Source organism: Enterobacter sp. DC4 (genome assembly GCF_000568095.1).
Taxonomy (GTDB): Bacteria; Pseudomonadota; Gammaproteobacteria; order Enterobacterales; family Enterobacteriaceae; genus Enterobacter; species Enterobacter pseudoroggenkampii.
In genome coordinates, this window is the sequence record NZ_AZUB01000001.1 from 995,378 (window position 1) to 1,007,738 (window position 12,361).

The 12,361-nt window shown below is 57.4% G+C and carries 11 protein-coding genes; 6 read left to right on the plus strand and 5 right to left on the minus strand.

Annotated elements, in window-relative coordinates; all coding sequences use genetic code 11:
• The first annotated feature begins 411 nt into the window (after window positions 1-411).
• Complete coding sequence (locus tag P349_RS19275) at window positions 412-1,617, plus strand: MFS transporter (protein ID WP_032651160.1); 1,206 nt, start codon at window positions 412-414, stop codon at window positions 1,615-1,617.
• Window positions 1,618-1,636: 19 nt separating this feature from the next.
• Here the strand turns inward: P349_RS19275 and P349_RS19270 are convergent, their stop codons facing one another.
• Complete coding sequence (locus tag P349_RS19270) at window positions 1,637-2,626, minus strand: 2-hydroxyacid dehydrogenase (protein WP_024909491.1); 990 nt, start codon at window positions 2,624-2,626, stop codon at window positions 1,637-1,639.
• A gap of 210 nt (window positions 2,627-2,836) precedes the next feature.
• On the opposite strand from P349_RS19270, the gene P349_RS19265 reads away from it, so the two are divergent.
• From P349_RS19265 to P349_RS19255, 3 genes are read left to right on the plus strand one after another with little or no spacing between them, the layout of a single operon-like run.
• Complete coding sequence (locus P349_RS19265) at window positions 2,837-5,476, plus strand: YdbH family protein (RefSeq protein WP_032651161.1); 2,640 nt, start codon at window positions 2,837-2,839, stop codon at window positions 5,474-5,476.
• Entirely contained in the window at window positions 5,473-5,664 is a 192-nt protein-coding gene (locus P349_RS19260) for a YnbE family lipoprotein (protein WP_032651162.1), read from the plus strand. Before P349_RS19265 ends, P349_RS19260 begins: the two co-directional genes overlap by 4 nt.
• A gap of 7 nt (window positions 5,665-5,671) precedes the next feature.
• Window positions 5,672-5,989 carry a YdbL family protein gene (locus tag P349_RS19255; protein ID WP_024909488.1) on the plus strand — a complete coding sequence of 106 codons (318 nt, stop codon included), beginning with the start codon at window positions 5,672-5,674 and terminating at the stop codon, window positions 5,987-5,989.
• On the opposite strand, the gene feaR is transcribed toward P349_RS19255, so the two are convergent.
• Window positions 5,990-6,898: a transcriptional regulator FeaR gene (gene feaR / locus P349_RS19250; protein WP_032651163.1), complete on the minus strand. Its 909-nt coding sequence runs from the start codon at window positions 6,896-6,898 to the stop codon at window positions 5,990-5,992.
• A gap of 241 nt (window positions 6,899-7,139) precedes the next feature.
• Between feaR and P349_RS19245 the strand changes: the two genes are divergently transcribed.
• Window positions 7,140-8,639 (plus strand): aldehyde dehydrogenase family protein, encoded by a 1,500-nt coding sequence (locus tag P349_RS19245; protein WP_024909486.1) that lies wholly within the window; start codon window positions 7,140-7,142, stop codon window positions 8,637-8,639.
• A 50-nt stretch (window positions 8,640-8,689) separates the two neighbouring features.
• Here the strand turns inward: P349_RS19245 and P349_RS19240 are convergent, their stop codons facing one another.
• Window positions 8,690-9,304 carry an FMN-dependent NADH-azoreductase gene (locus P349_RS19240; RefSeq protein ID WP_032651165.1) on the minus strand — a complete coding sequence of 205 codons (615 nt, stop codon included), beginning with the start codon at window positions 9,302-9,304 and terminating at the stop codon, window positions 8,690-8,692.
• Complete coding sequence (locus P349_RS19235; RefSeq protein ID WP_032651166.1) at window positions 9,301-10,065, minus strand: alpha/beta fold hydrolase; 765 nt, start codon at window positions 10,063-10,065, stop codon at window positions 9,301-9,303. The genes P349_RS19240 and P349_RS19235 overlap by 4 nt, the downstream gene beginning before the upstream one ends.
• 121 nt (window positions 10,066-10,186) lie before the next feature.
• Here P349_RS19235 and P349_RS19230 point away from each other — a divergent pair, with 121 nt between their 5' ends.
• Window positions 10,187-11,173, plus strand: a complete 987-nt coding sequence (locus P349_RS19230) for a GlxA family transcriptional regulator (protein WP_032651167.1) — start codon at window positions 10,187-10,189, stop codon at window positions 11,171-11,173.
• Between the two features lie 9 nt (window positions 11,174-11,182).
• Here the strand turns inward: P349_RS19230 and P349_RS19225 are convergent, their stop codons facing one another.
• Entirely contained in the window at window positions 11,183-12,289 is a 1,107-nt protein-coding gene (locus P349_RS19225; RefSeq protein ID WP_032651168.1) for a GGDEF domain-containing protein, read from the minus strand.
• Window positions 12,290-12,361 lie beyond the last annotated feature (72 nt).

Here is a 12,361-nt window from a genome sequence, read left to right on the forward strand (position 1 = left end):
CACATAGCACAGTATGACGCCGTTAAAACGCAAAGCATGTCAGCGCGAGGGTGGCGGAAAGAGTGAATGATTAAACATGAACATCGTGATGCCCCACAAATTTGGTCGTTCTTAATGTATTGGGATGCAATCACGTAAAGAGGATTGCTGCCCACCGTAAAGGTAAGCAGCGAGAAAATCGCGTCAGCTTACCTTCGTATCGACGATAAAATAACTTTCCAACGAAGGACTCCTGTGAAAATTTATTGCCAGTATAGTCGGGGTCGATAATGAGTAAAGTGAAAAAACAACGTCCGTTATGAATTGTTTAAGTTCGGAAGACATATTTTATAAGACGTCATCTGATTTTCAAACATACCCGGTATACTACATTTCCTTTTTTACAGGCGATAACAGACAAAGGCAGGATGTATGTCTCTTCGTTCGCTGCGGGCGTTATGCCTGACAAGTTTTTTCATTGCAGATGTCCGCGATGGCCTGGGGCCTTTTCTCGGTATTTTTCTGACCGAACGCCACTGGACCCCTGATGATATTGGCATCCTGATGACGGCCGGCGGGCTGGCGGGGTTACTGGCCACGCTGCCGGCGGGGTTCATCACCGACACCTCCCGCAACAAGCGTGCTGTGCTCGCGCTGCTGTGCACTCTGATCACGCTAAGCACGCTTCTGCTCTGGTTTAGCCAGCAGAGCGCCGTGGTCGCCGTGTCGCAAATCGTCACCGGTATCTGTGCGGCATTTGTCGGGCCATTGATCGCCGGGATTACGCTGGGGTTGACCGGGCAGAGCGGCTTCAGCGCGCAGATGGGCAGAAACGAGGCGTTCAATCACGGCGGCAATTTCATGACCGCTCTGATTGCAGGCGGCATTGCCTGGTATTGGGGCGTGGGCGGGATTTTCCTGCTGATGACCTGTACCACGCTGCTAACGCTGTGTGCGCTGCTTGCCATTCGCAACAGCGATATCGATAACGACGCGGCGCGCGGGCTGTCCTCTTCAGCGAGCCTGCCGGTCCCCGGTTTTGCGATGCTGATGAAAAACCGGGCGCTGTTTGTGACCGGGCTGACGCTGCTGCTGTTCCACCTGGCAAACGCCGCGCTATTACCGATGCTGAGCATGAGGGTGGCTGCGGCACCCGCCACGATCAACCCCGGTTTGTACGCGGCGGGTACCGTCATCATCTCGCAGGCCGTGATGATCCCCGTCGCCATCTGGGCTTCGCGCCGGATCGAACATTTTGGCTACTGGCGCTTAATTATGCTGGCGCTGCTGGTCATGCCGGTACGCGCGGCGCTGGCGGCATCCACGGACGCGCCGTTAATGATGATCCCGGTACAAATTCTCGACGGCCTGGCCGCCGGGATCCTCGGTGTCGTCGTACCGTCGTTTATTGTGGTGCTGCTGCGCGGAAGCGGGCACGTCAATGCCGGGCAGAGTGTGGTGATGCTGATGCAGGGAGTAGGGGCATCCATGAGCCCGGCGTTAACCGGGACGATCGCCGGTCATTACTCGTTTGCGACGGCATTCAGTGTCCTGAGCGCGATTGCGCTGGCCGCCGTCCTGATCTGGTGGCGCGTTGCGCACCGCAGCTGGGAAACAAACGCGCCGGGTGAGGCTTAGCCACCACCCGGCGTAGCACTTAAGCCAGTTCGTTAGGGCACGGCTCACCCTTTTCTAACTGCTGAAGATTGCCCAGCGTGGTTTCCGAAATGCTGATCAGGGCTTCGGCAGTCAGAAACGCCTGGTGTCCGGTAAACAGGACGTTATGGCAGGCAGAGAGGCGACGGAACACGTCGTCCTGAATGACATCATTAGACTTATCTTCAAAGAACAGATCGCGTTCGTTCTCATACACGTCCATCCCCAGCGCACCAATTTTCTGGGTTTTCAGCGCTTCGATTGCGGCCTGAGAGTCAACCAGTCCGCCGCGGCTGGTGTTGATGATCATCACGCCATCTTTCATCTGGTCAAACGCCGCCTGATTGAGCAGGTGGTAGTTTTCCGGCGTCAGCGGACAGTGCAGGGAGATCACGTCGGACTGCGAGAACAGCGTCGGCAGGTCAACGTACTCCACGCCCAGATCCAGCGCTGCGGCGCTTGGGTACGGATCGAATGCCAGCAGACGCATGCCAAAGCCTTTCAGAATGCGCAGGGTAGCCACGCCAATTTTACCGGTACCGATCACGCCAGCGGTTTTGCCGTACATGGTAAAGCCGGTCAGCCCTTCCAGCGAGAAGTTGGCGTCACGGGTGCGCTGATAAGCGCGGTGAATACGACGGTTGAGGGACATCATCATGCCAATCGCGTGTTCCGCGACCGCTTCCGGGGAGTACGCCGGAACGCGAACCACCTTCAGACCCAGCTCTTTTGCCGCGTCGAGATCCACGTTGTTAAAGCCCGCACAGCGCAGGGCGATGTACTTCACCCCCTGTTTTTTCAACTCTTCCAACACCGGACGACTGCCGTCATCGTTTACGAAAATGCAGACGCCTTCACAGCCGTGCGCCGTTTTGGCGGTTTTTTCGGACAGCAGAAAGTCGAAAAATTCAAGCTCAAACCCGTAAGCCTCGTTAACATGTTGCAGATACTTTTTGTCGTACTGCTTTGTGCTGTATACCGCGAGTTTCATAAGACTTTCTCCAGTGATTTTGCATTCACGTTAGCATGATTAAAATTATCTTACAATTTCTAAAATATTATTGAATTCAATAAGTTCTATCAATTATTCTAGAGCATCTATCCTTAAAAATGGCATTCCCTTCAACTGACTGGCTAAACATGCGACAATGATCGGCACTGCCGGCTTAATTCTTTCGCTAAATCAGGATATTAACTGCCCATGAAGGGTAAATACAAAGCCGCTCTTGCGCTTTTACTGCTGTTCATATTGTTGCCGCTGACGCTGCTGATGACGCTCGCCCAGTGGGTACCGACGCTCGCCGGGATCTGGCTGCCCGTCGGGACGCGCATCGCTTTCGAAGAGAGTCCGAAACTGACTCGCCACGCGCTGGTGATCCCCGATCTTCGCTATCTGGTTGAAGACTGCGAAATTGCCCGCATCGATAACGTGACGCTGTCACATCCCAGCCGCTGGAAGCTGGATATCGGCGCGCTGGATCTTAACTCCGTCTGCCTGAGCAAAATTCCCCAGTCTGCGCCGTCAACGGTTGCTCCCAAAACGCTGGCCCAGTGGCAGGCGGTATTGCCCAATACCTGGCTTACGGTTCACCGCCTGACGCTGTCGCCCTGGCAGCAGTGGCAGGGTGAGCTTAATGCGTCGCTGACCCCGTCCAGCCAGGAGATCGCCTATAAAGGCGAGCAGGTCAGCATTAAAGGCACGCTTCGCGGCCAAACGCTCTCGGTCAGCCAGTTTGATGTACAGCTCCCGGACCAGCCGCAGCCGATTAAGCTGGTGGGCGAGTTTACCTTGCCGCTGGTTCCTGACGGCGTGCCGGTGAAAGGCCACGCGGTGGCGACCTTTAACGTGCCACAGTTAACGTCCCTGGTCGACGCCGATCTGGACTGGGAAGAGAATCAGGGACAGCTGGTGGTGATGGCGCGGGACAACCCCGATCCGCTGCTCGACCTGCCGTGGCAGATCACGGCGGAGCAACTGAACATCAGCGACGGGCGCTGGAACTGGGATCTCTCGGGTATGCCGCTGAGCGGGCGGGTGTCCCTTCGTGCAGACAACTGGCAGCAGGGGCTGGAGAAAACCACCCTGACCGGACGACTGAATGTGCTGACGCACGGCGATGCGGGGAAAGGCAACGCGGTACTGAATATTGGGCCCGGCAGGCTCAGTATGGAAAACAGCGACATGCCCCTGCATCTGAGCGGCGAGGCGAAGCAAAACGATCTCATTCTTTACGCCAAATTGCCCGCCACGCTGACCGGCAGCCTGTATGAACCGCAGCTGGCCTTTGAGCCGGGCGCGCTGCTCCGCTCGCGCGGGCGCATCATCAATTCGCTCGATATCGATGAAATCCGCTGGCCGCTGGCGGGCGTGAAGCTGACCCAGAAGGGCGTGGACGGCCGTTTACAGGCGATTCTGCGCGCCCATGAAAACGAGATGGGTGATTTTGAACTCCACCTTGACGGCCAGGCCAACGACTTTTTACCCGATAACGGCCTGTGGCAGTGGCGCTACTGGGGAAAAGGCGGTTTTACGCCGATGCATGCCCGCTGGGATGTCGCCGGGAAAGGCGAGTGGCGCGACAACCTGATTGAGCTGACGGCGCTCTCCACCGGTTTTGACAAGCTCCAGTACGGCACGATGGAGGTCAGCAAGCCGCGTCTGGTGCTGGATCAGCCTGTACGCTGGTTACGTGACCCCGAAAAACCGGCCTTCAGCGGCGCGCTGTCGCTCAATGCCGGGCAAACCCGTTTCTCCGGCGGCAGCGTGTTGCCGCCCTCGGTCCTGACCTTCAGCGTCGACGGCACCGACCCGACAATTTTTCAGTTTAAGGGCGACCTCCATGCGGACAAAATCGGTCCGGTACAGGTGAACGGTCGTTGGGATGGCGTGCGCCTTCGCGGGCAGGCCTGGTGGCCGAAACAGTCGCTCACCGTATTCCAGCCGTTGATCCCGCCGGACTGGAAAATGACGCTGCGCGACGGGGAGCTTTATGCGCAGGTCGCCTTCTCGGCGGCGGCCGATCAGGGCTTTGAAGCGGGCGGGCACGGCGTGCTGAAATCCGGTAGCGCCTGGATGCCGGATAACCAGATTAACGGCGTCGACTTTGTGCTGCCGTTCCGCTTCAGCGAAGGAACCTGGTCCCTCGGCACGCGCGGTCCGGTCACGCTACGCATCGGCGAAGTGGAAAACCTGGTGACCGCGCGCAACATTACCGCGGATTTACAGGGCGATTATCCCTGGACGGAGGACAATCCGCTACTGCTCACTAACGTGAAGGTGGAAACCCTCGGCGGGAAGATCACCATGCAGCAGCTGCGGATGCCGCAGCACGATCCGGCCCTGCTGCGCGTGGACAATATCTCTTCGAGCGAGCTGATTAGCGCCGTCAATCCGAAGCAGTTTGCCATGTCAGGGCCGGTGAGCGGGGCGCTGCCGTTCTGGCTGGACAACGAAAAATGGATCATTAAAGATGGCTGGCTGACCAACCCGGGGCCTATGACGCTGCGCATCGACAAAGATACGGCAGACGCCATCGTGAAAGATAATATGGTTGCGGGTGCCGCGATTAACTGGCTCCGCTATATGGAAATTTCGCGTTCGTGGACGAGAATCAATTTAGATAACCTGGGTGAATTAACCATGCAGGCGACCATCAAGGGGACCAGCCGGGTCGATGGCAAAAGCAGCTCCGTCAACCTGAACTATACCCACGACGAGAATGTCTTTACCCTCTGGCGCAGTCTGCGTTTTGGGGACAACCTGCAAACCTGGTTTGAGCAACATGCGGCGATACCTGCTCCCCGCAGTTCGACTGGCAAGGAAAGTGAGGAACAACAATGAATAAGATGGCTGGTGCGCTCACCGTTGCCGTTGCCGCGCTACTGACCGGCTGTACGCCGCGAATTGAAGTCGCTGCGCCAAAGGAGCCGATTACCATCAATATGAATGTCAAAATCGAACATGAGATCCACATCAAGGTCGATAAAGACGTTGAAACCCTGCTGAAATCGCGCAGCGATCTGTTCTGAGGACGCCATGAAACGAGTAGCTCTGATTTTACTGGCGCTGGGGATGAACGTGCAGGCGGCTGCGCTGACCTTAAACGATGCCCGGGCCCAGGGGCGCGTGGGGGAAACCCTCAGCGGTTATCTTGCCCCGGTTCAACAGGACGCGGAAACGCTGGCTTTGGTCAATCGTATTAATGCGGCACGCACGGAAAACTACCAGAAGCTGGCTGACAGCAATAATTTGCCGGTCGATGAAGTGGCCAAAATGGCAGGGCAAAAACTGGTTGCCCGCGCGCAGCCTGGCGAATACGTGAAGGGCATTAACGGAAAATGGCTTAAAAAGTAGCTAGCGGTAGCGCTTGCGGTATTCCCCCGGCGAGACGCCAAAACGCTGCTTAAACGCCGTTGAGAAATGGCTATGGTCGGTGAACCCCCAGCTGTAGCCAATGCCCGCCAGCTTTTCATCATCACCGGCTGCGCGCAGAACCTGCGCGCACAGATCCAGACGACGGTTTTTGATGTACTGCGCCACCACCAGCCCTTTCTCGGCAAACATGCGGTAGAGGCTGCGCACGGACATACCGCTCTCGGCGGCAATCCATTCCGGGCGTAGCGATTCAGACTGAATATGGTCGTCAATCAGCGCCACCACATGCTGGAACTGGCGCTCCTTGCGCGGCTGAATGATTTCACGCTGCTGGAAAGCGGGACGCAGAAGACAGATCATCGCCTCAAGCGCCGCTTCACTTTCGCGGTCACTCAGGTCGGCATTGCTCATGCTCTCCATCAGCAGGCGATGGCTCAGTTGTACCGTGGGCAAGGTGCGGGAAAGGGCGGTCGCGCAGCTTATCTCCTGGAAACGACACTGCTGCTCAATAATCTGACGGGGAACCAGCAGCGAAATCTGGCGGGATTTTTCCCGCCAGTTGATCGAGCAGGGACGCGACGCGTCAATCAGCGTGATATCACCGGTCCTGAGTAGCGCGCGACGGTCATCCTGTTCAATTTCCGCGCTGCCTTCAAGCTGAAACACGGTATAGAACCAGGCATCGTTACTCTGTGTAATCTCCTGACGGGAGCGGAACAGATTAACGCCGCCTGCGGTCACGGTGCTGAGCTTCAGGCTGCGCGCATAGCTGGTCTCCAGCTCGCCGAAGAATTTCCCCTCGGTGGGCTGCGCGTTAAAACGCCCGCAAACCTGATTAATTTGCGCCAGCCACTGTTGATACTGTTCCTGCTCGCTTGCACACGCCATCGTTTCTCTCACTGCACCGTCAACGTTTTTGCATTGTTGCATTTGTGTTGCATTTTGTCAGAGCTATGAGGCTGACTATAGGAAAGAACACTCACCGGTAACAGCGATATAAGCGGCAATTATCGCGATTTGCGGAGCCTGTCACAGGTGGCAAAGCGAATGTCACAGAGACAAAAGCGAGAATGCAAAACCCCACTTAGACTGGATTAACACCCTGCGAAGAATAACGAAGGAGTATCCTATGTCTGAATCACAGGTGGCCATTCAGCCTGCCGTACAACAATTTTTAGACCGACAGCATGGCCTGTGGATTGAAGGGCGTCAGGCCGCGTCGGACAGTGAAAAGCGGCTGAACGTCTACAACCCGGCCACGGGCGAAGTCATTGCCTCGACTGCCGATGCCAGCGTCGACGACGTTGACCGTGCCGTCATGTCCGGCTGGCGCGCGTTTGTCGCCCGCAGCTGGGCCGGAAAACTCCCGGCGGAGCGCGAGCGGATCCTGCTCCATTTCGCCGATCTGGTGGAACAGCACAGCGAAGAGCTGGCCCAGCTTGAAACGCTGGAGCAGGGGAAATCCATTAACATTTCCCGCATGTTTGAAGTCAGCTGCACCCTGAACTGGATGCGCTATACCGCCGGGCTGACCACCAAAATTACGGGTAAGACCCTCGACCTTTCCATCCCGCTGCCGCAGGGCGCCCGCTATCAGGCGTGGACGCGTAAAGAGCCGGTTGGCGTGGTGGCCGGGATTGTGCCCTGGAACTTCCCGCTGATGATCGGGATGTGGAAAGTGATGCCTGCGCTGGCCGCGGGCTGCTCTATTGTCATTAAGCCGTCAGAAACCACGCCGCTGACCATGCTGCGCGTAGCGGAACTGGCCAGCGAAGCGGGCATCCCGGACGGGGTGTTCAACGTGGTGACCGGGAGCGGCGCGGTGTGTGGCGCAGCGCTGACCTCGCATCCGCATATTGCAAAGGTGAGCTTCACCGGCTCAACGGCGACGGGTAAGCAAATTGCCCGTGCGGCGGCGGACACGCTAACCGGCGTGACCCTGGAGCTGGGCGGGAAAAACCCGGCTATTGTACTGAAAGACGCCGACCCGGCGTGGGTGATCGAAGGCCTGATGACCGGCAGCTTCCTGAACCAGGGGCAGGTGTGCGCGGCGAGCTCGCGCATCTATATTGAAGCGCCGCTGTTTGACACGCTGGTCAGCGGGTTTGAGCAGGCGGTGAAATCCCTGAGCGTCGGGCCGGGCATGTCGCCGGAGGCGTTTATCAACCCGCTGGTGTCGCGCGCCCACTGTGACAAGGTGCAGACCTTCCTTGATGAGGCGAAGTCGCGCAACGCGGAGCTAATCGTCGGTAACCGGGGGCCGGAAGGCAAAGGCTATTACGTTGCGCCTACGCTGGTGGTGAACCCGGATGCCTCGCTGCGCCTGACCCGCGAAGAGGTGTTTGGCCCGGTGGTCAACGTGGTGCGCGTCGCGGACGGTGAAGAGGCGCTCCAGCTGGCAAACGACAGCGACTATGGCCTGACGGCCAGCGTCTGGACGCAAAATATCAGCAAGGCGCTGGAGTATACCGACCGGCTGCAGGCGGGCACCGTCTGGGTGAACAGCCATACGCTGATCGACGCCAACCTGCCGTTCGGCGGCATGAAACAGTCCGGTACCGGGCGTGACTTTGGTCCGGACTGGCTGGACGGCTGGTGTGAAACTAAGTCGGTGTGCGTGCGGTATTAAAAACATTGCCGGGTAACGCTGCGGTTACCCGGCAGGCTTTAACCCGGCGGCTATTTCAATGCTGCGGCAATGACCGATGGAATAGCGTCAAACGCCTGCGCAACGCCTTTAGTCCTGACTTCTTCACTGCGCGTAGCCCCTTCAGCACGGACAAATTCCACTCTGTCGATACCCAGAAAACCAAAGAATCGCTGCAGGTACCTCTCCTGAAAATCCATGTCTTCGATTGGCGTACCGTGATATATCCCGCCGCGGGTTGAAACGACAATAATCCTTTTGCCGGTCGCATGCCCCACCGGGCCCGTCGGGGTATAGCTAAAGGTTTTTCCCGGCTGGGCGAGTCGATCTAACCAGGCTTTAAGCTGAGTTGAGACGGAGAAGTTATACATAGGCGCACCTATCACCATGAGGTCGCTATTGAGAAATTCGTTCACAAGTTCCCCGGACAGCGCGTGTTCGCGGACATCTTCAGCCGTCGCATCGGTGGCTATCCGCAGCGGCCGGAACCCAGCGGCAACGGTGCCGGTGAGATGGGCGATGGGGGTTTTAACGACGTCGCGATAGACCACCTTCTCTGACGCGATCTGGCGAACCACCTCTGCCGTCAGCTGACGTGAAAGTGAGAACTCGCCGTTAATACTTGAATCTATATGCAGGATATTCATTTCTCTGTTTCCTTTGCGTCGGTTTGGGTTGCTTGTTCGATAAACTGACTCACGGCGTGCGGGTGGGAAATCATCGACATATGGCTGCTCTTAATACGCATGACGGTGGCGTTCATGGTGCCGGCGAGCTGCTGCTGGATACCGGGAGAGAGGGCGTGATCCTCTTCGGTTATCAGATACCATGAGGGTTTTTCACGCCATGCGGCATGTTCTACCTTCTCGCTGAAGGCGCTTGCCGCGATAGGCTGCTGCATTGCGGTCAGCAGTTTTACGCGTTTGAGGGGCAGATCGTTGGCCATCGTGCGCTGATAGGCAGCAGGATCGTCCAGCCAGATTAACCCTTTTTTATCCGGGCGCATGTCGGCCATCGGGGCGTTGAGGCGCGTAAGAAGAGAGGTAACCGATTCACCGCTGTCGGGGGCAAGGGCGGAGAGAAAAACCAGTTTTTTCACCTTCGGGTTATTGCCTGCCTGAGCGATGACCGCGCCGGCCCAGGAGTGGCCAACAAGCACTACGTCCCCTTGCTGACGGTCGATGACACGCTCTGTGGCGGCGACGTCCTCTTCAAGCGAAGTCAGAGGGTTTTGCACTGCCGTGACGTGGTAGCCCCGGGTCTGCAAACGGCCTATCACCTCCTGCCAGACGGAACCATCGGTAAAGGCACCATGCACGAGGATGATGTTATTAATCCGCGCCTGCACAGACTGCGATGCAGCCATGCAAAGCAAAGAAAGAAGAACGGGCAAGCGTGTCGGTTTCATAAGCGTGACGTAATTTCCTGAGAGACGTTGAAGCACAGTGTAACGAGAGGGACAAAGAGGCTTGTAGTGTCTGAAATGACTGTTAACATACGAAATCAGACATTTTACTCAGGCCTGAATCATGAGAATTGCCATTTTAGCGTTACCCGGAAGCATGAAATCCGCCGTAGCTGGGCTCTGCGACATGTTCTGGCTGGCTGATGAGGTGATTGCCCAGCAGCCGGACGGCGAGGGCATTTCGCCTTTTGAGGCGGTCATCATCACGGCGGAAGGGAAGCCGGTCCCGGACGCGCAGGGGCGGCCGATCGAGGCCGAAGCGAGCTTTGTTACCGGAGGAACCTTCGATCTCGTGATTGCCTGCGGGATGAAGCTTGACGAGCAGAAACGCCCGGTCTCGCCAGCGGCCGTCCTCGAGGCTGGCGCATGGCTGCGCGGCCAGTATGATAAAGGCGCGATGCTTGCAGGAGCCTGTGCCGGTGGGTTGGTTCTCGCCGAGGCGGGGATCCTCAATGGTCGGGCATGCACGACGACCTGGTGGCTTTACCATACTTTCCGCCAGCGTTATCCGCTGAGCAAACCTGTCTGGGGTAAAGCGCTGGTGCAGGACGCACGGGTTATCACATCCGGTGGCCCGCTCTCGTGGGTTGACCTGGCGCTGCATATCATCCGTCTGCACGCCGGGCAGAAGCTGGCGCGTCTGACGGCCGATATGGCCGTGGCTGACAGCCAGCCGTTGTCTCAGCAGGTTTACGCGCCAGCAGGTTTTTTAAATTCAGTCCATCCGATGATAATGAAAGCGGAACATATCGTCCGGTATGAAAATCCGGCGATTACCGTAGAACAGCTTGCCCGGGCGCTGAATATGACCACTCGTACCCTTCACCGAAAAATGGCGGAGGAGATGAATGAAAGCCCTAAAAACTTTTTGACGCGCATGCGCATTGAAAAGGCAATGCGTCTCCTGGAGCAACCGGGGTACGTAATAGCGCAGATTGCCGGCGCTTGCGGTTACGCTGACGACACGGCATTCAGGCGCGCTTTTACGGGGGTGACGGGCATGTCGCCCGGTCAATACCGCAAATGGATCGCCGAGCGTCATGCGGAATAGCCGCCGTTCTCACCGGCATACTCGATCCCGCCCGGCCTCCTTTGCCCGATACAGCGCCGCATCGGCGCGGGCGATGATCTCGGTGCCCGCTAACCCTTCCGCCATGCTCGCAATCCCCATGCTCACGGTGACATGGTCGCTAACGGTTGACGCGCTGTGTGGTATGGCTTCCGCGCGCAGGCCGTCCTGAATGCGTAAGGCCACCTTTTCCGCGATGTTTTCCGGGCAATTGAAGAGGATGACCACGAACTCCTCGCCGCCGTAACGCGACACCACATCGTCAGGTGTGCGCACCGACTGCTTCAGCACCCGCGCCACGCGGGTCAGACAGTCGTCGCCTGCCTGGTGCCCGTACGTGTCGTTGTAGAGCTTGAAGTAGTCGATATCCAGCATAATCACCGAGAAGGTTTTCTTCTGCTCAACCGCGTTCTCCAGCACCACCTCCATTTTTCGGCGATTGGCGGTTTTGGTTAACGGATCCTGATGCGCCAGCGCATCCAGTCTGGAGATCAGCAGCTGATTCTGCTGGTTACGGCGCCAGGCCTCGTCAAACCAGCTTAACAGGATAAAACGTCCGCAAATCAGGATCAGCGAAAACACGCTCCAGATGACGACGAAATGAAGGTTGAGACCATCATTCAGTATCCAGCTTGCTATCGGCAGGGTGATCCAGAGCGGGAGCACAAAGGCGAGCAGCCCCTCGGGGTAAAAATAGAGCGCCGTTAAACCGGCGAGTAATAAAATGACGCACAGCGGCCAGACGTGAGGCAGCAGCAACTGGGTGATAAACCAGAAGCAGGAGACCGACCAGATGGCGCTACAGATAAACAACACCACGCTGATACCGGCGATACGCCGCCAGGCCATCAGGATCAGCGCTGCTGAGAGGATGATAATGCCAAGCATGGAGGCATCGACCATTCTCGTCAGCTGCGGCGAGTGGGGATAAAGGGGATCGCTGGCCTTAAGCAGAACGTGTCGCAGCAGGATCATCACCGCGAAGCTGATATTGACGAAGGCCAGCCACGGCAGGTTCATCGCCAGCCCGTGCATGACCATGGCATGGCGCGTTGGCCAGGTTGCCCGTTCAAGTGTCGGTTTTTTTCTTTTTTCCATTGACGCTTTTACCCTGTCTGGCGAACACGTGAAGCAGGAAAGGGCGGACGAACCGCCCTTTTGCATGCACCG